Annotated in this window: 22 protein-coding genes; 16 read left to right on the top strand and 6 right to left on the bottom strand. The window is 68.5% G+C overall.

Annotation, left to right across the window (positions count from 1 at the left end; translation table 11 throughout):
• Positions 1 to 9: 9 nt before the first annotated feature.
• From GQR91_RS03370 to GQR91_RS03355, 4 genes are read right to left on the bottom strand one after another with little or no spacing between them, the layout of a single operon-like run.
• Positions 10 to 1,302 carry an outer membrane beta-barrel protein gene (locus GQR91_RS03370; protein WP_149681167.1) on the bottom strand — a complete coding sequence of 431 codons (1,293 nt, stop codon included), beginning with the start codon at positions 1,300 to 1,302 and terminating at the stop codon, positions 10 to 12.
• The gene (locus tag GQR91_RS03365; RefSeq protein WP_149681166.1) at positions 1,299 to 2,192 is read right to left on the bottom strand and encodes an endonuclease/exonuclease/phosphatase family protein; all 894 of its coding nucleotides are present in this window, start codon (positions 2,190 to 2,192) and stop codon (positions 1,299 to 1,301) included. Before GQR91_RS03365 ends, GQR91_RS03370 begins: the two co-directional genes overlap by 4 nt.
• Positions 2,193 to 2,197: 5 nt before the next feature.
• On the bottom strand, positions 2,198 to 3,157 hold the full coding sequence (locus GQR91_RS03360; protein ID WP_149681165.1) for a glycosyltransferase family 2 protein: 960 nt from the start codon (positions 3,155 to 3,157) through the stop codon (positions 2,198 to 2,200).
• The gene (locus GQR91_RS03355; RefSeq protein ID WP_149681164.1) at positions 3,157 to 4,026 is read right to left on the bottom strand and encodes a glycosyltransferase family 2 protein; all 870 of its coding nucleotides are present in this window, start codon (positions 4,024 to 4,026) and stop codon (positions 3,157 to 3,159) included. Before GQR91_RS03355 ends, GQR91_RS03360 begins: the two co-directional genes overlap by 1 nt.
• Positions 4,027 to 4,255: 229 nt before the next feature.
• On the opposite strand from GQR91_RS03355, the gene GQR91_RS03350 reads away from it, so the two are divergent.
• From GQR91_RS03350 to GQR91_RS03335, 4 genes are all read left to right on the top strand, one after another.
• Entirely contained in the window at positions 4,256 to 5,014 is a 759-nt protein-coding gene (locus GQR91_RS03350) for a glycosyltransferase family 25 protein (protein WP_235903852.1), read from the top strand.
• Positions 5,004 to 6,497 carry an oligosaccharide flippase family protein gene (locus tag GQR91_RS03345; RefSeq protein ID WP_149681162.1) on the top strand — a complete coding sequence of 498 codons (1,494 nt, stop codon included), beginning with the start codon at positions 5,004 to 5,006 and terminating at the stop codon, positions 6,495 to 6,497. Before GQR91_RS03350 ends, GQR91_RS03345 begins: the two co-directional genes overlap by 11 nt.
• Entirely contained in the window at positions 6,494 to 7,510 is a 1,017-nt protein-coding gene (locus GQR91_RS03340) for a polysaccharide pyruvyl transferase family protein (protein ID WP_149681161.1), read from the top strand. Before GQR91_RS03345 ends, GQR91_RS03340 begins: the two co-directional genes overlap by 4 nt.
• Before the next feature lie 92 nt (positions 7,511 to 7,602).
• Positions 7,603 to 9,384, top strand: coding sequence for a methyl-accepting chemotaxis protein (locus GQR91_RS03335; RefSeq protein ID WP_149681160.1), 1,782 nt, complete (start codon positions 7,603 to 7,605; stop codon positions 9,382 to 9,384).
• A gap of 51 nt (positions 9,385 to 9,435) precedes the next feature.
• Here the strand turns inward: GQR91_RS03335 and GQR91_RS03330 are convergent, their stop codons facing one another.
• Entirely contained in the window at positions 9,436 to 10,170 is a 735-nt protein-coding gene (locus GQR91_RS03330) for a Crp/Fnr family transcriptional regulator (RefSeq protein ID WP_160146727.1), read from the bottom strand.
• Positions 10,171 to 10,429: 259 nt separating this feature from the next.
• On the opposite strand from GQR91_RS03330, the gene GQR91_RS03325 reads away from it, so the two are divergent.
• The 12 genes from GQR91_RS03325 to GQR91_RS03270 all read left to right on the top strand — a co-directional run bounded on the left by GQR91_RS03325 (position 10,430) and on the right by GQR91_RS03270 (position 20,844).
• Positions 10,430 to 11,503, top strand: a complete 1,074-nt coding sequence (locus tag GQR91_RS03325; RefSeq protein WP_149681158.1) for a catalase family protein — start codon at positions 10,430 to 10,432, stop codon at positions 11,501 to 11,503.
• Positions 11,504 to 11,667: 164 nt separating this feature from the next.
• A complete protein-coding gene (locus tag GQR91_RS03320) occupies positions 11,668 to 12,027 on the top strand; it encodes a hypothetical protein (protein WP_149681157.1) in 360 nt (119 codons plus the stop codon).
• A 332-nt stretch (positions 12,028 to 12,359) separates the two neighbouring features.
• Positions 12,360 to 13,736, top strand: a complete 1,377-nt coding sequence (locus GQR91_RS03315; RefSeq protein WP_235903851.1) for a methyl-accepting chemotaxis protein — start codon at positions 12,360 to 12,362, stop codon at positions 13,734 to 13,736.
• A 47-nt stretch (positions 13,737 to 13,783) separates the two neighbouring features.
• Positions 13,784 to 14,044: an STAS domain-containing protein gene (locus tag GQR91_RS03310; RefSeq protein WP_149681155.1), complete on the top strand. Its 261-nt coding sequence runs from the start codon at positions 13,784 to 13,786 to the stop codon at positions 14,042 to 14,044.
• Positions 14,045 to 14,060: 16 nt separating this feature from the next.
• A complete protein-coding gene (locus GQR91_RS03305) occupies positions 14,061 to 16,259 on the top strand; it encodes a chemotaxis protein CheA (protein WP_149681154.1) in 2,199 nt (732 codons plus the stop codon).
• The gene (locus tag GQR91_RS03300) at positions 16,256 to 17,107 is read left to right on the top strand and encodes a CheR family methyltransferase (RefSeq protein WP_149681153.1); all 852 of its coding nucleotides are present in this window, start codon (positions 16,256 to 16,258) and stop codon (positions 17,105 to 17,107) included. The genes GQR91_RS03305 and GQR91_RS03300 overlap by 4 nt, the downstream gene beginning before the upstream one ends.
• Positions 17,104 to 18,114, top strand: coding sequence for a protein-glutamate methylesterase/protein-glutamine glutaminase (locus GQR91_RS03295; protein WP_282957541.1), 1,011 nt, complete (start codon positions 17,104 to 17,106; stop codon positions 18,112 to 18,114). Before GQR91_RS03300 ends, GQR91_RS03295 begins: the two co-directional genes overlap by 4 nt.
• Positions 18,111 to 18,686: a chemotaxis protein CheD gene (locus GQR91_RS03290; protein ID WP_235903850.1), complete on the top strand. Its 576-nt coding sequence runs from the start codon at positions 18,111 to 18,113 to the stop codon at positions 18,684 to 18,686. Before GQR91_RS03295 ends, GQR91_RS03290 begins: the two co-directional genes overlap by 4 nt.
• A gap of 14 nt (positions 18,687 to 18,700) precedes the next feature.
• A complete protein-coding gene (locus GQR91_RS03285) occupies positions 18,701 to 19,066 on the top strand; it encodes a response regulator (RefSeq protein ID WP_112381462.1) in 366 nt (121 codons plus the stop codon).
• Positions 19,067 to 19,089: 23 nt separating this feature from the next.
• The gene (locus GQR91_RS03280; RefSeq protein ID WP_112381461.1) at positions 19,090 to 19,524 is read left to right on the top strand and encodes a chemotaxis protein CheW; all 435 of its coding nucleotides are present in this window, start codon (positions 19,090 to 19,092) and stop codon (positions 19,522 to 19,524) included.
• Between the two features lie 44 nt (positions 19,525 to 19,568).
• On the top strand, positions 19,569 to 20,588 hold the full coding sequence (locus GQR91_RS03275; protein WP_149681151.1) for a chemotaxis protein CheB: 1,020 nt from the start codon (positions 19,569 to 19,571) through the stop codon (positions 20,586 to 20,588).
• The gene (locus GQR91_RS03270; RefSeq protein WP_149681150.1) at positions 20,581 to 20,844 is read left to right on the top strand and encodes a hypothetical protein; all 264 of its coding nucleotides are present in this window, start codon (positions 20,581 to 20,583) and stop codon (positions 20,842 to 20,844) included. The genes GQR91_RS03275 and GQR91_RS03270 overlap by 8 nt, the downstream gene beginning before the upstream one ends.
• Before the next feature lie 242 nt (positions 20,845 to 21,086).
• Here the strand turns inward: GQR91_RS03270 and gloA are convergent, their stop codons facing one another.
• Positions 21,087 to 21,608, bottom strand: a complete 522-nt coding sequence (gene gloA, locus GQR91_RS03265; protein WP_149681149.1) for a lactoylglutathione lyase — start codon at positions 21,606 to 21,608, stop codon at positions 21,087 to 21,089.

The following is a 21,608-nucleotide window of genomic DNA, read 5'->3' as shown; positions in this document are numbered from 1 at the left end:
GTTATCCTCTTATAATCCCAGGAAGGTTACCCCCACGGAGATGCGATTGTCGGCGAAGTTGCGGCCGGCGTTGAGGCCGCTGCTCGATTGGGTGCGGCGTTGCACGTCGGCGCGCAGTTGCAGGCGGTGGTTGACCGAATAGGTGGCGCTGGTGCGCAGCGTCCAGCGGTCGTCATCCCGCTCGATGCCCGAAAAGTCGCGCTTTTCCAGCTCGGCCCCGGCGGACAGGATCAGGCTGCGCAGCAGTTCGTAATCGGCGCGCAGCGACGTGGTGGTCTTGAGATAGGCGGTGGCGCCGATGATCCCCGTCTCGCTGACGCTGCGATCGACCGCGCCGGTGATCGTGACCAGCGAGGACAGGAAATAGGCCAGCTCGCCGCGGATCAGGAAGCCCGAGACGTCCTGGAAGAAGGGATCGTCGTAATCCTGTTGCAGATAGCCGGCGCGCAGCGAGCCGCGCATCTTGCGGCCCAGTTCGAAGCTGGAGCCGGCGGCGAGTTCCCAGCCGGTGGAACTGCGCGCAGGCACGGGGCCGAGGCGGGTGCGGTAATCGCGGACATTGTACGATCCGGCGATGAACAGCGCGACACTGGGGTTCAGCGCATATTCGCCGATGCCGGTGCCGGTATAGGTGGTGCGGTCGCGGAAATCCTGGTCGACCACGTCGCCCAGCGTGTTCACCTCGTCGCGGTAGTCGCGCCGCTCGATACTGCCGATCCCCTGGAGGCGCAGGCGGTTGAAGCTGCGGGTATAGGCGGCAGTCCCCTCCGTCACGGTGAAGCGGACGGGGCGGATCACCTGTTCGGGACTGTCGGGCGAGACGCGTTCCTGAAGAAAACGGCCATGCGCCAGCGACAGGTTCAGCCGGTTGTCGCGGCTGATCGTGTAGTTTGCCGAGGCGCCGAGATTATACTGGGTGGCGTTTTCGGTGGTGCGGTCGGCGTAGCGGAGCAGGTCGAGCTCGCCCGACAGGTTGAGGCGCAGCGTTTCCGATGGCCGCGTGACCGAGACGCGCGGGCGGATGCGGACATAGGCGTCGCCGATCTCGCGCCCGGACGGCTGCGCGTAGATATTGTCGTCATAGCCCGCGCCGATCGCGATGCGGGGCAGCACCTCCAGCGCGCCGATGCGCGCGGGCTGGGGCGTATATTCGGGGTGGTTGCGCTCCAGCACGCTGGTGTTGCGATCACGGCCGAAGGGGTTTTCGGCGGCGACCGAGCCGAGCCCGTCGGTGGCGTCGGACTGCTGCGCGTGCGCGGGGAGCGCGACCGCGATGCAGGATAGGGCGAGCCAGCGCTTCATCGGCGGCCGATCCGAACCAGCAGGGGATAATGGTCCGAGCCGGTGGCGGGCAGGCGGCGGGCATCGGCGAGACCCCAGTCGGGCCCGGCATAAAGATGGTCGATGGGCAGCACCGGCACCGGCCGGCGCCAGCTCGCCAGGCTGCGGGTGAAGCGGGTGAGGGGGGCCAGCGCGGCGTCCTGTTCCCGCATCGCCGCGGCCCAGGGGGTCAGGTTCATGTCGCCCGCGACGATCCAGTCGTCATGCGGCACCCCGGCCAGGGCCAGCGCGAGTTCGGCGCGGCGTTTCGCCTGTTCGGGGCCGGGATGCACGTAATGGAGGGTGGCGACGGTGAAGGCGGGGGCGCCCGGCGGCTGGATGCGCGCCCAGAGCAGCGGCGGGCCGAAGCTTTGGCCGGCATGATCCTTCAGGAAATAGTCGCGTTCGCCGATCGGCCAGCGCGACAGGATGGCGAGTTCGCAATCGGCCGGGCAATCGGTGGCGTAGGGCAGGCTCTGGCGCAACGCGGCGAGCATCGGGCGGAAGGTGCCGTTCGCCTCCTGCAACAGCACCACGTCCGGATGCGCATCGAGGATCGTCTGCGCGGTTTCGGCCGGATCGGGATTGTCGTGCCAGACATTGTGGGTGACGATGCGGACCTGTGCCGCGCGGGCCGCGGGGATGGGGCGCGTCCATTCGGGCAGCACCGCGACCCCGACCGGGATCAGCGCCAGTACCGACAGGGCGAGGGCGGCGCGGGTGCGGGCCAGCAGCAGGCCGAGCAGCACCGCCACCCCGAAGAGCGGCATGAACGACGCGAAGGTGTCGAGCGCGAGCACCCAACGGCCGGCAAAGGCGGTGCAGGCGGCCAGCAGGCCAGCCGCGACCAGCAGCAGCCCGATCAAACGCATGATCCTCACGCGCGGGCGAGCAACCGGTTGCGCAGCGCATGGCCGCCCTGGCGAAGTCCCGCGGGCAGGTGGCGCGCCGCCAGCACCAGTCCGGCGGTCCTCCACCCCTCCGGCAGGCAAAGGTCGCCAAGGCCGATGTCGATCCGGCCGGGCGTCTTCATCGCATAGCGCGCGTAATGGGCGATTTCCTGATTCACCAGGCGGCGGAGCAGCGCGACCTCATGCGCGGGGGCCATGCGCATCAGGCGGTGCGCGGTTTCCACCAGACAGGGAACGCCCAGGGTGGTGGTCGACTTGCTGACCTTGTTTTCCGAATCGCGGTGGAACGTCGCGCTGGGGGTGGGATCGTAGCGCAGGGGGCCACGCGCGACGACGCGCAGCCACAGATCCTTGTCGCCGCCGCGGACCGCCCGCCCGTCCGGGAACAGCCCGGCGGCGATCAGCGCGTCGCGGCGGATGGCGATCGCCCCGGTCCACATCGGACATTCGCGCACCGCCAGCCAGGCCGACAGGAAGCCGGCAAGGTCGAGCGTTACGGGCGCATGGAGCGCAGGGGCGATCTTCTGCGGCTGGCTGCGCGTGTCGAACACATGGTCGAAGCGGGTGGCGGCGGCATGCACCTCCGGCGCGTCGGCGATGCAGGTGGCGAGCGACGCCAGGTGGTTCGGCGCCCACAGGTCGTCGGCATCGAGAAAGGCGATCCAGTCGCCGGTCGCCGCCTCTATGCCCATATTGCGGCCGGCATAGCCGCCGGGGCCGGGGCGGGCGAGATCGAGCAGGCGGATGCGCGGATCGGCAATGGCGGCGACGATGCCGCGGCCGCCATCGGTCGATCCGTTGTCGACGACGATCACTTCGTGCGGGGCATGAGCCTGCGCGAACACACTGTCGATCGAGGCGCGGACATGGCTGGCCTTGTTGAACAAGGGCATGACCACAGAAAAGCGGGGGGAGGGCGTGGTCATCAGTCGCGCGCCGCCTTGCGACCGGCGGCGAGCGCCAGATATTCGCTGGTGGCGATGCCGGCCAGTTCCAGCGTCAATTTCATCACCGCGGCGCGGCGCTTCAGCGACAGGCCGGGCGAGATCGCGGCGCGGCGCAGGCGGCGGGCGGTATCGACCGCGGTGACGCCGAGCACGCGGGCAAGACGCGGGGTTGCGCGGGTACGGTCCCAGCGGCCGCCGCTGAGGCGCTGGCGCTTGCGCACCAGTTCGGCGCGGCTGGCGCGCACCGGATGGCGCACGATCATCGCAGGGGTGTAGATGAGCGGGCGCCCGGCGGCCTTGATGCGCAGTGCCATCTGGCGGTCGCCGCCCGACTTCACCCCGGCATCGAAGCCGCCGAGTTCGCGCAGCAGCGCGGTTTCGCTCGCCCAGTTGGCGGTGGCGCAATTGCCGCGCGCGGCATGCGCCTGCGGGAAGCTGAACAGGCGTTCGTAGTCGCCGAACACCTCGCCCTCCTGCTCGCCTTCGTCGAACAGTTCGATCCGGCCGGCGAGGACGCCAAAGCCGGGATTGGCGGCGGCGGCCTCCAGCACGCGGACCAGCCAGTCGGGATCGGGAACGCAATCGGCATCGGTAAAGGCGGTGATGGGTGCCCGCACATGGGCCAGCGCGGTGTTGCGCGCGGCATAGGAGCCGGGGGTCGGCTCCTCCAGCACGGTGACGTTCGCATAACCGCGCGCGATGTCGGCGGTGCCGTCGGTCGAGCCATTGTCGACGACGATGATGTCGAAGCGATCGCGCGGCAGCGTCTGGCGCTCCAGCGCGTCCAGGCAGCGGCCGAGGATGGTGCGGCCGTTCCAAACGGGAATGACAACAGCGACTTGGGACATGCGGATGGGTGCCTTGTTTCGCAATCGTTCCGTCGCACCATCCGCCGCTGGCGTCGCGCGTCAACCTTATGCTGCGACTGCGAAGACGAAGCGCCCGACGATCGCGGTGACCCGAACGGGCACGGACTTCGCGGCCGCATCATTCGCAGCTACCAAGAAAAGGCCAACCAATCCCGCGTGTTGCAAGGACGTGAACCTTGCACCGCCCAAGAGCAGGAGGTGCCGGACCTTGGGCCAAGCCTTGCCCGAATCGGCCAACACGGCCGAGATCGTCGTGGTATCTCTGGCATCGGCCGATGTTCGGCGTGCCGGCTTTGCCGCGCGTGCCGATACATGTTTGCCGTGGCGCTTCTTTGATGCGTGCACCGGGCTTGCGCCGGGCATGACGCTGGACGAACTGGCGGTCGCGCGCGCCAAGGGGCGGGCGATGACCGGCGGCGAGATCGGTTGCTATGCCAGCCACTGGTCGATCTGGCAGGACATGGTGGCGCGTGGCGTACACCAAGCCATCGTGCTGGAGGACGATGTGGTGGTCGACTGGCGCTATCTGGAGCGGCTGGCGGCGACCGACCTGCATGCACAGGGCATCGATTATCTGCGGCTCTACGCCAAGCGGCCGACCTGGAGCCGGCCGGTGCACAAGGATTTCCTGCAACATTCGCGCACCGTGGTGGAGCTGATCGGGCTGGCCTACGGCACGCAGGGCTATGCGATCACGCTGGCGGGCGCGAAGCGGCTGGTGGAGCATTGCCGCACCGTGCGTCGGCCGATCGACGATGCGATGGACCGATCCTGGGCGCATGGCCTGCCCAATCTGGCGCTGTTCCCCGCCCCGATCCTGGAGGCGACGGTGGCGTCCGACATCGGCGCGGCGCGGTTCCAGCCGAAAATGGACCCGGCCTATCACTCGCTGCGCCAGAAGACGTGGCGGCATGTCGAGCGCGCGCGGATGCGGCTGCTGAAGGCGAGGCGCGGTCTTGGCCAGTGATGGCGCCAGCCAGGGGAGCGCCCGCTTCGACGCGACGCTGCGCAAGCGCAGTCGCAGTTCCATTTCGTGGACGGTCACGCGCTTCCTGTCGGATCAGGTCTTCTCGTTCATCGTCTTCGTCGCGCTGGCGCGGCTGTTGTCGCGCGCGGATATCGGCGCCTTCTCGGTCATGGCGTTCACCGCCGAGGCATTCCGGATCGTCGCCACCGCCGGGCTGGTCCAGACGATCGCGCGGCGGGGCGATCTGTCGCCGGGGTTTCTGGACACCATCTACCGCTCGCAACAGGCATTTTCCTTTGCGTCGGCGGTAACGATCGCGCTGCTGGCGCGGCCGATCGCTGCATGGATGGACGCGCCGGGGATCGCGCTGCCGCTGGCGGTGATGAGCCTGGTGCTGCCGATCTCGTCGTTCGGGGGGACGCACATGGCGTTGCGGCTGCGCGAGTTCGGGCATCGCACCACCGCGATCCGGTCGGTGATCGGCGGGCTGCTGGGGGGCGGATGCGCGATCGTGGCGGCGCTGATGGGCGCGGGGCTGTGGGCGCTGGTGATCCAGCGGCTGGTGACCGAGATCGTCGGCGTGGTGCTGGCGCGCACCTCCTACGACTGGAAGCCGGGCTGGGCGTTCGAATGGCCCGAGTTACGCGCCAATCTCGCGCTGAACGGCAGTCTGATCTATGTGCAGCTCGTTTTTCTCGCGACGGTGCGGGTGCAGGAGATGGCGATCGGCGCGGGGATCGGTCTGGCGGCGGTCGGCATCTATCGCACCGCGTGGCGGACGGTGGAGCTGATCGGGCGCGGGGCGATCCAGCCGTTCACGCAGGTGGCGGTGCAGACGCTGTCGCGGGTGAAGGACGATCCCGTCGAACTGCGCCGCGCCTACCAATGGATGATCGGGCAGGCCTCCGCGCTGTCCTTTCCCGCGCTGGTCGGCTTCGGGTCGCTGGCGCCGCTGGCGGTGCCCACCGTATTCGGCGACAAATGGGTGGAGGCGGGGCAACTGGCGCAGATCTTCGCGTTCATGGCCTTGCCCTTCACGCTCAACTTCTTTGCTTCGCCGTCGCTCAGCGCGCTTGGCCAGTCGCGCAGCCTGATCTGGCTGTCGACGACCCAACTGGTGCTGGGGCTGGTGCTGACGCTGATGGCGCTGCCCTTCGGCCTGTTCGCGGTCGCCGTCTCCTATGTGGTGCGCGCCTATCTGACCGTGCCGCTCCAGGTGTGGCTGCTGGCGCGGGCGTCGGGCATCCGGCCGGCGCACAGCATCCGGGCGATCGCAGCGCCCCTGGCCGCGTCCACCATCATGGGGCTGCTGCTTGCCATCGTGATGCGGATGACGGCCGGGCTGCTGCACGGCTGGGCGGCGCTCCTGTTTCTCACCGCACTCGGCGCGCTCGTCTATGCCGCCGTGCTGATCGGCCTGTCGCCCCTGTGGCGCGGGCGTCTTCAATCCACCGTTCACCGCTTGCGAAAGGGCCGGGCATGACCGTTTCCCCCCAATCTGCCGATCACATCGTCGCCGAACTCGGCCGCCGCTTTGCCAGAACGGTGGATGCCATACTGCCGCCGGGCGACATCGCGCTGGTCGATTATCCCGACCATAGCAATGTCGGCGACAGCGCAATCTGGCTGGGCGAGATGGCGTATCTGCGCGAGCGGAACCGGCTGCCGGCCTATTATTCGGCGATGAACGACCTGGACGATGCGGCGCTGGCCCGCGCGATCGGCGACGGGCCGATCCTGATCCATGGCGGCGGCAATCTGGGCACGTTGTGGCCCAAGCACGAGCAACTGCGCATCCATCTGCTCAACACCCATCGCAACCGGCCGATCGTGCAGATGCCGCAGTCGATCCATTATGCCGATCCCGCCGCGGCCAAGCCGCTGGCCGATGCGATCCGCGCGCATGGCCGCTTCACGCTGCTGGTGCGCGACCAGAAGTCGCTGGCGTTCGCGCGCGCTCATTTCGACTGCCCGGTGCATCTGTGCCCGGATGCCGCGCTGATGCTGGGGCGGCAGCGGCGGGCGGCGGCCAAGGTGCCGGTCTTCGGCCTGTTGCGGACCGATCACGAGCGCGCGGCAGGCGCGGATGCGGCGCCGGCGGGGGCGATGGTCGACGACTGGTTGATCGAGGACCCGGCACAGCTGCGCTACCTGCGGCTGTCGCTGAAGCTGTCCCGGCTGGTGATGCGCGATCCGATGGCGATGCGCGCGCTGCGCCAGCGGCGGCTGGCGGAATGGCGGCTGAAGCGCGGGCTGGCGATGCTGGCGCAGGGGCAGGTGGTGGTGACCGACCGGCTGCACGCGCATATCCTGTCGCTGCTGCTGGATATCCCGCATGTCCTGCTCGACAACAGCTATGGCAAGGTCGCCGGGTTCGCCGACCAGTGGACGGCCGGCTATGCCGGGTTGATGCGTGCCGAAACGCGCGCCGCCGCCTTCGACCGCGCCTTTGCCCATGGACAGGCACCCGCAGGACGCCGCGTCGCGGGCGGATGACGCCGGTCATGCAATTTTAACGACGTTCGGACGGCAAGCCTTAAACCTCCTCACCGCAGTCGTGAAAACGATTTCAGTGAGGTGATTCCGCCGTGTTCAATCATTTGCGTATTCCCGGCAAGCTGCTTGCCTGTTTTTCCGTGCTGGTCCTGGCGATGCTGTGCCTGGCCGGATTGTCGATGAGCAGGCTGAGCACGATGAACGCGGTGGCGCAGGAGATGGGCGGCGACCGGCGCGAGCAACTGGATGCGATCGCGGTCATCAACGCCTCGACCGCCACCTACCGCGCCAATGTGTCGCAGCATCTGCTCGCGCGCAGTGCCGCGGACAAGGCACAGGCGCAGGAGCGGCTCGACGGGTTGAAGGCCAGGGTGCAGGACCGGTTGGACTGGCTGCGTCCGCGCATGGCGACGCCCGAACTCCGCCGCGCGCTGGATCATTTCGCGGACCGGTGGGAGGCGTATCGGACGCGGGCCGAGCGCACCGCAGTGGCGTCGAACGCCGACAACTATGATGCGGCGCTGGCCTTTTTTCGGGCGGCGGGGCCGTATTTCGTGACGGCGAACGCGGCGGCGGATGCGATGCGGCAGGAGCAGGTGCGGGTGATCGACGCGCGTCTGGCGGAGGCGGCGCAGACCTATGCGACGAGCCGGGCGATCATGGTGGGCACGGTGGTGGCGGTGCTGGCGCTGACGCTGGTGATGCTGCTGGCGCTGGTGCGGTCGATCGCGCGGCCGGTGGCGTCGATGACCGGCACGCTGGCCCGGCTGGCGGCGGGCGACCGGTCGGTGGAGATCCCGGCCACGACGGCGCGCGACGAGATCGGCGACATGACGCAGGCGGCGGCGACGCTGAGGGATCAGCTGGCGGCAGCGGACCGGGCGCGCGAAAGCCAGGCGCAGGAGATCGTCGGGAGTATAGGGGCGGGGCTGGAATCGCTGGCGGGCGGCGACCTGACGGCGCGGGTTTCCGCCGAACTGACCGGTCCGTTCGCCAAGTTGAAGATCGATTTCAACCGGGCGATGGAGGCGGTGGAGGAGACGGTGTGCGCGCTGGGGCGTGTGTCGGGGGGCGTGCGGGTGGCGTCGGGGGAGATCCGGTCGGCGTCGGAAAATCTGTCGCAACGCACGGAGCAGCAGGCGGCGAGCCTGGAGCAGACGGCGGCGTCGATGGACGAGATCACCGTTACGGTGCGGGCGACGGCCGAGGGGGCGGCGCGGGTACGGGTCGAGGTGGAGGATGCGCAGCGCGCCGCCGAGCAGGGCGGCGAGGTGGTACGCGAGGCGGTCACCGCGATGGGCGGGATCGAGCGGGCCAGCCACGAGATTTCCGAGATCATCTCGGTCATCGACGGCATCGCGTTCCAGACCAACCTTTTGGCGCTGAACGCCGGTGTGGAGGCGGCGCGCGCGGGTGACGCCGGCAAGGGCTTTGCCGTGGTCGCATCCGAGGTACGCGCGCTGGCCCAGCGATCGGCGGATGCGGCCAAGGACGTGAAAACCCGGATCGGGGCGAGCGGCGAGCAGGTGGAGGCCGGGGTGGCGCTGGTCCGCTCCTCCGGCCAGTCGCTGGTCCAGATCATCGAGCGGATCGGCACGATCAGCACCCTGACCGAGACGATCGCGGCATCCGCGCAGCAACAGGCGCTGGGGCTGGCGCAGGTGAACACCGCGGTCGGCGAGATGGACAGCATGACGCAGCAGAATGCCGCAATGGTGGAGGAAAGCACCGCCGCCGCGCGCAGCCTGGCGGCGGAGGCGGACGAGCTGGCGCATCATGTCGGGCGCTTCCAGACGCGCAGCGAGCCGGGCGCGGAGATCGCCATGGTGGCGGAGCGCGCGACCCCGCGGCTGCGCGTCGCCGCCCGTCGCTGAGGGCCGGTGCCGCCCCGGAATCCGCCCCGGCGGATTTCGGGGGGAGGCCGTTCAGTCCTGTGACGCGCCCAGGACGAGGCGGCGATATTCGCGTTCGGGCGGGCCATAGGTGTCGCCGGCCAGTTCGGCGAGCTTGGCCCGGTCGCGCACCACGACGCGGCCGCGCAGGCCGCGTACCGCCTGTTCGGCCTCCAGCCGGTGCAGCGCGTCGGTCACGCTGGACCGGCGCACGCCGAGCATCAGGCGAAATTCCTCATGCGTCAGGCAGATCTCGTCGCCGCTGACCCGGTCGTGATAAAGCAGGATCCAGCGTGCCATGCGACGCTCGACCGGATGGATGAGCGAGGACACGATGGTCCGGCCCATCTGCGTCATGAACACGGTGACGAAGCGGAGCAGGGCGGCGCGCAGCGATGGGTGATCCTCGATCGCGGCAAGGAGGCGATCGGCATCGATGCGCAGCGCCGTGCCCTTTTCGGCGCGCATCACGACATCGTGCAGCCAGCGGTCGTCGCCCAGGAGAAGCGGCCAGCCGACAAACCCCTCCGCCCCGACCAGGCCGACCGCGAGGCGACGATCCCCCTCCGTCCGGTCGAGCACCGCGGCGATCCCCGCCTCCGGAAACCAGATCGTGTCGATCGACGTCCCGGCGTCGGCAACGTTGTCGTCCACCGCGAAGGATACGCGTTCCAGATAGGGCGCGATCGCCATGAAATCGGATGGGTCGAGCGAACGCAGAAGCGTATTGCCAACCTGATCCTGCTGCATCGCGCGTTCCGCGAACATATTCGTCGCGTGCGCAAAACCGTCTGTCGTCCCCCGGTGCATGATCCCTGCCTATGACCTGTCGCCGATGCAAATCCAGAGAATGAACGCACGACTTGGCATTTCGACCGATACCGTACCGAAACTAGGCCGATATTCCGCCGGTTTGCGAGAACACAACAACACTTGGGCGTAGGCTGCGACGGCAGACCCGCCTGTGTTGCCAACGACACGGCGACGCCGGGTGGCGGAACCGTTCCGTTGTTGCAGGAGAACCGCCATGACTGCCCCCGCCATCCGCTACACCCCCGATATCGAAGACGTGCAACCCGACGAGCGCGAGACGATCGCGCAACTGAACGACACGTTCGACGTGATCCTGGAGCGGACCGCCGAGGATTATGGCCATGCGGTGCGATCGGTGCATGCCAAGTCGCACGGCATCCTGGAGGGTGAGCTGATCGTCGACGACGGCCTGCCGCCCGAACTGGCGCAAGGGCTGTTCGCGACGCCGGGACGCCACAAGGCATGGCTCCGCATGTCGACCAATGCCGGCGACATCCTGCCCGACGCGATCAGCCTGCCCCGCGGGCTGGCGGTGAAGATCGCGGGGGTGGAGGGCGAACGGTTGCCGGGGGCCGAGGGCGACACGCAGGATTTCGTGATGGTCAACGGCACGGTGTTCCAGGCGAAGACCGCCGACAAATTTCTGGGCAATCTTAAGATGCTGGCCAAGACCACTGACCGGATGGAGGGCACCAAGAAGGCGATGTCCGCCGTGCTGCGCGGTGTGCACCATGCGCTGGAAGCGGTGGGCATCGAGAGCCCGGCGGTCGACTCGCTGGGCGGTGCGCCCAATGTCGATCCGCTGGGCGAGACCTATTACAGCGTCACGCCGTTCCGCTACGGCGACCATGTCGCCAAGTTCAGCATTGCCCCGGTCGCGCCCGCCCTGACCAGCCGGACGGGTACGATCATCCCGGTCGACGGGCGCGAGGACGCGATCCGCGAGGATGTGCAGGCCGAGATGTGGGACATCGATGCCGAATGGGAGTTCCGGGTCCAGCTGTGCCGTGACCTGGAGCGCCAGCCGATCGAGGACCCGACGGTGGAATGGGACGAAAGCGAGGCGCCCTTCATGCGCGTCGGCGTCATCCGTGCCGCGCCGCAGGACAGTTGGGATGCGGGCCGGGTCCAGGCGGTGAACGAGGAAATGCGCTTCAGCGTCTGGACCGGCATCACCGCGCACCAGCCGCTGGGCAACATCAACCGTGCCCGGCGCGAGCCATATCGCCACTCGGCGGATTTCCGGGCGCGTTACAATGGCTGTCCCTATCACGAACCGACCGCGTGATCGGCGGGCCCATGCGCAGGACGGCGGCGACGTGCGCGCTGTCCCGCATGGCGGGCCGTTCGTCGTATCGGTGGATCGCCGCCCCGATTGATAGCCAAAGGCGCGTTGACGGGGACGGTGACGGCTGTTACTGACAATCATTCTCATAAAGAGAGCGATTGCGCATGTACGATCTCATCGACCGTCCCGTCCGCGAACTGCCGGCCTTTGAAGCGGCCGTGCTGGCCCGGACCCGCCGCTGGGTCCATGCCCTGACGGTGGCCGGTGCCGTGATCGAGCCGGAGGATGACGCCTTCGGCATGGCGATGCGGGCGCTGGATAGCGGCTCGCAGGACATGCTGGTCATCGAGCGTCCCTGCCACGACATGGTGAGCGAAACCGAGGCGGTGCTGCTCGGTCTGTGGCGGCTGGTGCGGGCCGACCGCATCGGCATGGCGGACGCGGTCGCCGCGGAACTGACCGATGCTCATGCCGGGCGGGCGATGGTGGCGGCCATGGCACGGGCGATTCCCGCAATCGGGTGATTCGCGAAAACGGGGGCTGTTTCAGGGGCTTGTAAGAATCTGGCCGATCTTTTTTTTGAAATATTTCGCTCGGCGCGATGAGGCGGGTGTCGGTCCCACGCACCCGATCAACCCCATTTCGGTATGTTTTCTGCCGTTTACATCCGGAATATGGATAATTCCGATCCGGCCGCGTTAACGAATCATGTACGGCCGATAGGGTCGATCTTTACCATCCAAGCCTAATTCCGACGGGCAACGCGCTCGGCTCGGGGAGGGGACCGTAAGCGCTCCTTAAAGGAGTTACCCTGATGCTTGGATGGTTTACACGGAATGCCCCGATCCGCACGAAGATGCGGATCCTTTCCATCATCTATGGTACTCTGGCGGCGACCTCGCTGGCGCTGATCGTTTTTCGTGACACGCTGGGCGTGCAGACTGCGATCGCGATCGGCACCGGGATCACCGCACTGACCCTGTTGATTGCCTGGGGGACGGGACGCGCCGTCGTGATTCCCTATGTGGCCACGGTGGTGCGCATGGAGGGTCTGGCCGCCGGCGACCTGGATGCGCCGATCGCCTATACCGACCACCGCGACTGCGTCGGCCGGATGACGAAGGCGATGGCGGTGTTTCGCGACAATGCGGTGGCGGTCTCCGAAGCGCGCGCCGCGCAGGAGATCGTGATCACCGCGCTCGGCACCGGGCTGGAGAACCTGGCGGCCGGCGACCTGAGCCGGCCGATCCCGACCGTCTTTCCGGCGGATTACGAGAAGCTGCGCCGGGATTACAACAACGCGCTGCACGCGCTGAGCGGAACGCTGAGCGCCGTCACCCGGTCGATGGACGGCATCCGCACCGCATCGTCCGAGGTCAGCACCGCCTCCGACGACCTGTCGCATCGCACCGAGCAGCAGGCGGCCAGCCTGGAGGAAACCGCGGCGTCGATGGAGGAGATCACCACCACCGTGCGCGAGGCCGCCGATGGTGCGTCGCGGGTCAACGGCGTGGTCGATGCCGCCAAGTCCGAAGCCGAGGAAAGCGGCCGCATCGTGCGCGAGGCGGTGTCGGCGATGGGCGGGATCGAGCGGGCCAGCCAGGAAATCTCCGAGATCATCTCGGTCATCGACGGCATCGCGTTCCAGACCAACCTGCTGGCGCTGAACGCCGGCGTGGAAGCGGCGCGGGCAGGCGACGCCGGCAAGGGTTTCGCGGTGGTCGCCTCCGAAGTGCGCGCGCTGGCGCAGCGCTCCGCCGATGCGGCCAAGGACGTGAAGACCCGCATCCTGACCAGTTCGGAGCAGGTGGGCAACGGCGTGACGCTGGTCAACCGCACCGGCCAGTCGCTGGAGCGCATCGTCGCGCGCATCGGCGAGATCAGCACGCTCGTGTCGCAGATCGCGGCATCGGCGGCGCAGCAGGCGCTGGGGCTGTCGCAGGTGAACACCGCGGTCGGCGAGATGGACAATGTGACGCAGCAGAATGCGGCGATGGTGGAGCAGTCGAGCGCGGCGGCGCGCTCGCTGGCGAACGAGGCGGACGAACTGGCGCGGCAGGTGGCGCGGTTCCGCCTGTCCGACACCGGCGAGGCGGAGGCGCCGCGCATGCCGGTAAGCGTCCCGGCGCCGCGTGCCCCGGCACCGACGCGGGTGGTGGCGCGCCGTGCGGCCACCCATGGATCGCTGGCGCTGGCGGTCGAGCCGGACGCGGACGACTGGTCGAATTTTTAACGCCTGCCGCCGTACATCGTCTCGCTCGTTAAAGGAAAACCCCTCGCATGACGCGTCTTGCGCTGCCCTCTACCCTGGACCTCGCCGCCGCCACGTCGTTGCTCGACACGCTGCGCAGCGCGACGGACAACATCGTGCTGGACGCCGGCGGGGTGGAGCGCATCGGCGTCGCCGGCATCCAGTTGCTGTTGAGTGCACAAGGGACCGCCGATGGCGGGGGCCACATGCTGACCATCGAGGCGCCGAGCGAAGCCTTTTGCACCGCCATCCGCATCGCGGGCGCCGACGCGCTCCTTGCCGACCGCTGATCCAGGACCCGTTCCCATGCAGCTCGACGAAATCCAGGCCATCTTCTTCCAGGAATGCGAGGAAGGACTGGCCGTCATCGAAACCGACCTAGCCGACCTGCGCGACGGTGCGCCGTCGGACGAGACGATCAACACCATCTTTCGCGCGGTGCACTCGATCAAGGGTGGCGCGGGGGCGTTCGGCTTCGACGCCCTGCAGGGCTTTTCGCACCAGTTGGAGACGGTGTTGGACCTGTTGCGCACCGGCGAGTTGACGCCGGAGCCGGACCTGGTCGCGTTGCTGTTCGCGGCGTTCGACGGGCTGACCGATCACGTATCCTGTGCGCAAGGGGGCGGCGGCGCGCCCGACGATGCGGCGTTGATCGCGCGCCTGACCGCGGCGGCGGGCCGCGCGGGTGCGGCCCATGATGTCGCCGAACCGGAGGCGGCGCCGGAGCCGGTGGTGGTCGCGGAGGTGGTGGGCGATGCCTTCGACCTGGACGCGCTGCTCGCCGATATCGGGCTGGGCGATCCGCCGGCGACGGCGACGGCGGGGGGGGCGATCCCGTGGCGGGTACGCTTCGTGCCGGGGCGCGGGGCGTTCGACAATGGCGGCGACCCGCTGCCGTTGCTGCGCGAACTGGACGCGCTGGGCGGCCAGGTGGTGGCGATCGACCGGAGCGGCCTGCCGTCGCTGGACAGCCTGAGCGTCGACGAATGCTATCTGGGCTGGACGCTGAGCGTGCCGGGCGAGGTGGCGCGCGACGATATCGCCGCGATCTTCGACTTCGTGTCGGACCAAGCCGAACTGGAGATCGTGGCCGAAGGCGACGAGGCGCCGCTGCTGATCGCGGAACCGGTGGCCGAGCCGGTGGAGGAGGATCTGTTGGCCGCCGTGCTGGCGATGGTCGAGCCGGCGCCGGCGCCGGTGGCGGAGCCGCAGCCGCAGCCGGTGGTGGTGGTGCCCGTCGTCGCGGAGGAGCCGGTCGTGATCGCGGCGGTGGTGGAGGATGGTGCCAACCGTCCCGCCGGCGCGGCGGCTGCTGCCGCCGCCGCCGGGGGAGCGACGATCCGGGTGGAGCTGGAGAAGCTGGACCGGCTGGTCAATCTGGTCGGCGAGCTGGTCATCACCCAGGCGATGCTGGCGCAGCGGCTGTCGATCCACGGCGTCGGCGCGATCGATGAGCTGTCCGACCTGGATCACCTGACCCGCGAATTGCAGGACAGCGCGATGTCGATCCGCGCGCAGCCGGTCAAGTCGGTGTTCAGCCGCGTGCCGCGCATCATCCGCGAACTGGAGGCGAGCACGGGCAAGCGCGTCCGCCTGGAGGTGGAGGGCGAGATGACCGAGGTCGACAAGACCGTGGTCGAGCGCATCGGCGAGCCCCTGACCCACATGATCCGCAATGCGGTCGACCACGGGCTGGAGACGCCCGACGAGCGGGTCGCGGCGGGCAAGCCGGCGGAAGGCGTGGTGCGGCTGGCGGCCGAGCATCGCTCGGGACGGATCGTGATTTCGGTATCCGACGACGGGCGCGGGATCGACCGCGCGCGGGTGCGGGCCAAGGCGGTGGAGCGCGGCATCGTCGCGGCCGACGCCAACCTGTCCGACGAGGAGATCGAGAACCTGATCTTCGCCCCCGGATTTTCCACTGCTGCAACGATTTCGAACATTTCCGGGCGCGGCGTCGGTATGGATGTGGTGCGCCGCAACGTGCAGGCGCTGGGCGGGCGGATCGGGATCAGCTCGAAATTCGGGCTGGGATCGACCTTCACGCTGACGCTGCCGCTGACGCTGGCGATCCTGGACGGGATGGTGGTGAGCGTGGGCGGGCAGACCTATGTCATCCCGCTGGCGCATGTGGTGGAGAGCCTGCGCCCGCGCGACGGCGAGGTGCGCGGCCTGGGGCCGGGGGCGGGCGTGCTGGACGTGCGTGGCACGTACCTGCCGATCCTGCCGATCGGGCGGCTGCTGAACGTGGCGGATGCGTGCGTGGACCCGACCAATGCGGTGCTGGTGGTGGTGGAAACCGATGCCGGCCAGTCGATCCTGATGGTCGACGGCATCCAGGACCAGCGGCAGGTGGTGGTCAAGAGCCTGGAGGCGAACTACGCGCCGGTGGCCGGGCTTGCCGGCGCGACGGTGCTGGGTGACGGGCGCGTCGCCCTGATCCTGGACGTCGAGACGCTGGTCCAGCGGCACCGTTCCGAAACGCCGCGGGCGCTGGCCGCATGAGCGCCGCCGCTGCGCCCATGCAGGGCGAGTTTCACCTGAGCGACGGCGATTACGAGACGATCGCACGCATGGCGCATGCCCATGCCGGCATCATGCTGGGCACCGGCAAGCGGCAGCTGGTCTATTCGCGGCTCGCCAAGCAGGTGCGGCGTCGCGGGATGGCCGATTTCGCCGATTACGTCGCACTGCTGCGCAACGATGCCGACGCACGGCGCGAGGCGATCTTCGCGCTGACCACCAACCACACCAAGTTCTTTCGCGAAGACCACCACTTCACCCACTTTGCCGAGCATGTGCGACCGGACCTGCTGGCCCGGTCGGAGCGGGGCACGCCGGTGCGGCTGTGGTCCGCCGCCTGTTCGAGCGGCGAGGAGCCCTATACGCTGGCGATGACGCTGCTGGGCGAGGACAGGGCGGGCGGGGGCCGTATCGCACAGCGCGACATCGCGATCCTGGCGACCGATCTGGCGCCGCATGTGATCGCGACCGCCAAGGCCGGGCGCTATCCGGCGGACATGGCGCGCGACATTCCCGACCGCTTTCGCCGCACCTGGGTGAAGCCGGTCGGCGACGAGATCGCCATGGCGCCCGAACTGCAGCGCGTGATCGCCTACAAGCACCTCAACCTGCTGGAATCCTGGCCGATGCGGGGGCGGTTCGACGTGATCTTCTGTCGCAACGTCATGATCTATTTCGACGAACCGACCAAGGCGCGGCTGCTGGAGCGCTTTGCGGGACTGATCCCGGCGGGGGGGTATATGTATATCGGCCATTCGGAACGGTTGATCGGACCGGCCGCGACGATGTTCGATTCGGTCGGCCACACCATCTATCGGAGGCGCGGCTGATGACCCGCGTGCTGGTGGTGGACGATTCGGCGACGATGCGCGGGCTGGTGCGCATGATGCTGGCCAAGGACCCCGAGATCACCGTGGTCGGCGAGGCGGGCGATGCGCAGGAGGCGCGCGCCAAGATCAAGGCGCTGAACCCCGACGTGGTGACGCTGGACATCGAGATGCCGGGGATGAACGGCCTGGATTTCCTGGACAAGATCATGGCGCTCAGGCCGATGCCGGTGGTGATCGTGTCGACGCTGACCGAAAAGGGGGCGAGCGCCACGGTGCGCGCGCTGGCGGCCGGCGCGTTCGACTGCTTCCCCAAGCCCGCCTCGATCGCGGCGGTGCGCGACGATGCGACGCTGGCGCGGATCGTGCGCGCGGCGGGACGCTCGTCGGTGCGGCGTGGGCCGGTCGCGGCTCCGGCGATCGCGGCGCTGGCCCGTGGAGGTACGCCCGGCGGATTGATCGCGATCGGCGCATCGACCGGGGGTGTCGAGACGCTGCTGCGCGTGATCGGCGGCTTTCCGGCGGATTGTCCGCCGACGGTGATCGTGCAGCACATGCCCGCGCTGTTCACCGCCAGCTTTGCCGACCGGCTGAACCGTTTCTGCCCGCCACAGGTGGAGGAAGCGCGCAGCGGCACGATCCTGAAGCCCGGCCATGTCTATCTGGCGCCGGGCGGCGAGCAGCATATGGAGGTGGTGGGCGCGACCATGCCGCGCATCCGGCTATATGAGGGGCCGACGGTCAGCGGGCACCGGCCATCGGTGGACGTGCTGTTCCGGTCGGTGGCCAGGCTGGGGCGGCCGGCGGTGGGCGTGCTGCTGACCGGCATGGGGGCGGACGGCGCGGCGGGCCTGCTGGAGATGCGGCAGGCAGGCGCGCGGACCATCGGGCAGGACGAGGCGACCAGCGTCGTCTACGGCATGCCCGCGGTCGCCCATTCGCTGGGCGCGGTTGAGCGGCAATTGCCGGTGCAGCGCATCGCCGCATCGGTGATGGAGATGGCGGCATGACGCCGGCCACCGGCCGTACCGCGATGCTGCGCGCCGATGGCTTTCGCCATGTCAGCGTGGTGCAGGGCGAACGCGGCGTTTCCGCCGATCCGCAGGTGCTGTTCGCGACGGTGCTGGGCAGCTGCGTCGCGGCCTGCCTGTACGATCCGGATGCGAAGGTGGGGGGGATCAACCATTTCCTGCTGGCCGAGCCACAGCCCGGCCAGGTGGTCGATGCGACCGCGGCGCAGCGTTACGGCGTGCATGCGATGGAATTGCTGATCAACGACATGCTGCGCCAGGGGGCGCGGCGCGACCGGTTGCGCGCGCATCTCTATGGGGGCGCGAACCTGCATCAGGGGATGCGGCCGATCGGCACCGCCAATGCGGAATTCGCGGTCCGCTTCCTGCAACAGGACCGCATCCCGCTGATCGTGCGCGACCTGGGGGGCCATGCCGCGCGGCGGGTGGAGTTCCAGGCGGCGCTGGGCCGATCGCGCGCCAAGATCGTGCGTGATGCGCCGCCCGAGGCCCCGGTCCGCGCCCGTCCCGTGTTCCAGCCTGCCGCCAGCGGCGACGTTGAACTGTTTTGAAGGATTTAGAGAGCATGACCAGAACCATCATGACCGTGGACGACTCCCCCAGCATGCGTGCGCTGCTGCGCCATGCACTGTCCGGCGAAGGCTATCAGATCGCCGCCGCCGAGGACGGGGTGGACGCGCTGGAGCGAATCGACGCGGCCGCGCCCGACCTGGTCATCACCGACATCAACATGCCGCGCATGGACGGGTTCGGCCTGATCGAGCAGTTGCGCGGCCACCCGCGCTGGAACGGCGTGCCGATCCTGGTGCTGACCACCGAATTTTCCGACGAGAAGAAGGCGCGGGCGCGCGCCGCCGGTGCGACCGGATGGATCGTCAAGCCCTTCGACCCCGCCAAATTGTCCGCGGCCGTGCGCCGCGTGCTCATCTGACCGACCCGCAAAGGACGTTATTCATGGCCCGTCAGCTCATCACCTTCGAACTCGGCGACCAGTCGCTGGGCATCGACATCATGGCGATCCGCGAGATCCGTGCCTGGTCGCCGGCGACCCCGCTGCCCAACGTGCCGGCGCATGTGCGCGGCGTGGTGAACCTGCGCGGCGTGGTGCTGCCGGTGCTGGACCTGCGCATGCGGATGGGCTGGGGCCTGACCGATCCGACCGCGCGCCACGTCATCATCGTGGTGCGCATCGGCGAGCAGTTGCAGGGCGTGATCGTCGATGCGGTGAACGACATCGTGACGATCAACCCGGATGACATGCAGCCGCTGCCCGATGTCGGCACCATGCAGGCGGCGGGCCTGCTGGAAGGGCTGGCCACGGTGGAGGATCGCATGATCCTGGTGCTGGACCTGGAGCGGCTGGCGCCGCCGATGGCCGACGCCGCCTGATTTCCTACCCGAACCCCGCGTATCTGTTTCAAAGGAATGCCGACATGGCCAAGGCCAGAGTTCTAGTCGTCGACGATTCGTTGACCATGCGTGCGCTGGTCGCCGGCATGCTGGAGAAGGACAAGAACATCGAGATCGTCGGGTTGGCCGACGGGGCCGCAGAAGCGCGGCAGATGGTGCGCGACCTGAAGCCCACGGTGATGACGCTGGACGTCGAGATGCCGGGGATGAGCGGGATCGAGTATCTGGCGGAAATCATGGAAACCGCGCCGATGCCGGTCATCATGTTCTCGACGCTGACCGCCAAGGGGGCGGACAGTTCGATCGAGGCGCTGCGGCTGGGGGCGCTGGACTGTTACCCCAAGCCGACGCGCGCGACGCCGGACGAGGTGCAGAAGGCGATCGGGCAGCTGGCCAAGACGGTGAAGGAGGCGCCGGCGCGGTTCCGGGCGCTGAACGACGGGGCCAGGAAGCCGTCGGCGAAGGCGGCGACGGATGCGCCGTTCAACTGGAACGGCAAGCTGCTGGCGGTCGGCGCCGATGTGGGCAGCACCAAGCCGCTGTTCGACCTGCTGGGCGACATTCCCAAGGACGGACCGCCCGCGCTGGTGGTGCAGCATATGCGCGACGAGCTGGCGGACGGGATGATCGCCAAGCTGTCCGCGGCGCTGGGGCCGCGGGTGGTGGAGGCGAGCGACGGGCTGAAGCTGGAGCACGGCATGATCGTGGTGGCGCGGCCGGGCACGCATCATGTGTATGTCGACCGCTGGCCCGACGGCGTGGTGCGGATGCTGGACAAGCCCCCCTTTGCCGGACACCGCCCGTCCATCTCGCTGATGATGGCGACGATCGCCAAGACGGCGGCGGAGCAGACGGTGGCGGTGCTGCTGGCCGAGGGCGAGGACGGCGTGGCGGGCGTGCAGGCGATCCGGGCTGCGCGCGGCTATGCGATCGCGCCGGCGGGCGACGGATCGGGCGGGCTGGAGATCGGTCGCGGCATGGCGGTGCAGCCGATCAAGGCGGGCGCGATCAGCGAAACCGTATTGGGCCTGTGTCGTGGCTGATTTCGGCGGCCCCGTCGCGCACGGCCTGGCGCAGGAACTGGACGCGGCGCGCGGGGTGCTGGAGGCGCTGGCAACCGCGCTGTGCCTGGACCCTTTGGTGTTCGAGCGGCACGGGGCGGCGTTGCAGGAGTTCGATCGGCTGGGGCAGGTGATCGGCGAGGTGGCCGGGGTTTTGCGGCATTCCGGGCCGGTGAATGACGCGCTGGTGGGGGTTCGGCTGGAGGCGGTGAAGGATCGTCTTCACGCGGTTATTTAGTTCACGCGAAGACGCGAAGACGCGAAGATTTTTGGTTCACGCGGAGGGGCGGAGGCGCGGAGGCGCGGAGGCGCGGAGAGGGTGCGTCGGCCGCACCCGCGCGTGACGTTTCGGCCGGGAGACAAGCCTTCGCCGGTAATGGAGAGTGAGCCTTCGGCTCGCGGAACATCTCCGCGCCTCCGCGTCTCCGCGTGAATGAAACCTTCTTCTTTCTCTTCGCGGCTTCGCGGCTTCGCGTGAGATCAAACCTTCTGCTGCGCGACCATGGTGGGGGTCATGCCGGCGGGTGACAGAATCTCGATCCAGTAGCCGTCGGGATCGGTGATGAAGGCGATGTCCTTCATCGTGCCGTCCTGCGGGCGTTTCTTGAAGGGGGTGCCCAATTCCTCGAAACGGGCACAGGCGGCGGACACGTCGGGGACGCTGATGCCGATATGGCCGAAGCCGCGCGGATCGCTGTTGCCGCTGTGATAGCCGGCGAAGTCCGTATCCTCCTCGGTGCCCCAATTGTGGGTCAGCTCCAGCGTGGTTTCGCGGGTAAAGAGGAAGCGGGCGCGCTCGGCGGGGTCGGCCGGGATCGTCTCGCCCTCCGCCAGATAGGCGAGAAAGAAGAGCGAGAACTTCATGTCCGCGAAATCGAGCTGCTGGATCAGCGTCATGCCGAGCACGCCCTGGTAGAAGGGGAGCGACGCCTTCGGATCGCGGATGCGCAGCATCGTCTGGTTGAGGGCAAAATCCTCTGTGCCGGCGGGGCGGGTGGTCAT

Source organism: Sphingomonas carotinifaciens (genome assembly GCF_009789535.1).
GTDB classification, from domain to species: Bacteria; Pseudomonadota; Alphaproteobacteria; order Sphingomonadales; family Sphingomonadaceae; genus Sphingomonas; species Sphingomonas carotinifaciens.
The sequence above is the reverse complement of the archived record's forward strand: the minus strand, read 5'-3'. Positions and strand labels throughout refer to the sequence as shown.

Excerpts from the sequence above, each read along its gene's own strand:
- GQR91_RS03300 (WP_149681153.1), top strand. The coding sequence starts at position 16,256 with ATGAGCGCCGCCGCTGCGCCCATGCAGGGCGAGTTTCACCTGAGCGAC.
- GQR91_RS03315 (WP_235903851.1), top strand. The coding sequence starts at position 12,360 with ATGCGGATCCTTTCCATCATCTATGGTACTCTGGCGGCGACCTCGCTG.
- GQR91_RS03355 (WP_149681164.1), bottom strand. The coding sequence starts at position 4,026 with ATGTCCCAAGTCGCTGTTGTCATTCCCGTTTGGAACGGCCGCACCATC.
- GQR91_RS03340 (WP_149681161.1), top strand. The coding sequence starts at position 6,494 with ATGACCGTTTCCCCCCAATCTGCCGATCACATCGTCGCCGAACTCGGC.
- GQR91_RS03320 (WP_149681157.1), top strand. The coding sequence starts at position 11,668 with ATGTACGATCTCATCGACCGTCCCGTCCGCGAACTGCCGGCCTTTGAA.
- GQR91_RS03305 (WP_149681154.1), top strand. The coding sequence starts at position 14,061 with ATGCAGCTCGACGAAATCCAGGCCATCTTCTTCCAGGAATGCGAGGAA.
- GQR91_RS03285 (WP_112381462.1), top strand. The coding sequence starts at position 18,701 with ATGACCAGAACCATCATGACCGTGGACGACTCCCCCAGCATGCGTGCG.
- GQR91_RS03290 (WP_235903850.1), top strand. The coding sequence starts at position 18,111 with ATGACGCCGGCCACCGGCCGTACCGCGATGCTGCGCGCCGATGGCTTT.
- GQR91_RS03280 (WP_112381461.1), top strand. The coding sequence starts at position 19,090 with ATGGCCCGTCAGCTCATCACCTTCGAACTCGGCGACCAGTCGCTGGGC.
- GQR91_RS03310 (WP_149681155.1), top strand. The coding sequence starts at position 13,784 with ATGACGCGTCTTGCGCTGCCCTCTACCCTGGACCTCGCCGCCGCCACG.
- GQR91_RS03370 (WP_149681167.1), bottom strand. The coding sequence starts at position 1,302 with ATGAAGCGCTGGCTCGCCCTATCCTGCATCGCGGTCGCGCTCCCCGCG.
- GQR91_RS03275 (WP_149681151.1), top strand. The coding sequence starts at position 19,569 with ATGGCCAAGGCCAGAGTTCTAGTCGTCGACGATTCGTTGACCATGCGT.
- gloA (WP_149681149.1), bottom strand. The coding sequence starts at position 21,608 with ATGACCACCCGCCCCGCCGGCACAGAGGATTTTGCCCTCAACCAGACG.
- GQR91_RS03325 (WP_149681158.1), top strand. The coding sequence starts at position 10,430 with ATGACTGCCCCCGCCATCCGCTACACCCCCGATATCGAAGACGTGCAA.
- GQR91_RS03360 (WP_149681165.1), bottom strand. The coding sequence starts at position 3,157 with ATGACCACGCCCTCCCCCCGCTTTTCTGTGGTCATGCCCTTGTTCAAC.
- GQR91_RS03330 (WP_160146727.1), bottom strand. The coding sequence starts at position 10,170 with ATGTTCGCGGAACGCGCGATGCAGCAGGATCAGGTTGGCAATACGCTT.
- GQR91_RS03365 (WP_149681166.1), bottom strand. The coding sequence starts at position 2,192 with ATGCGTTTGATCGGGCTGCTGCTGGTCGCGGCTGGCCTGCTGGCCGCC.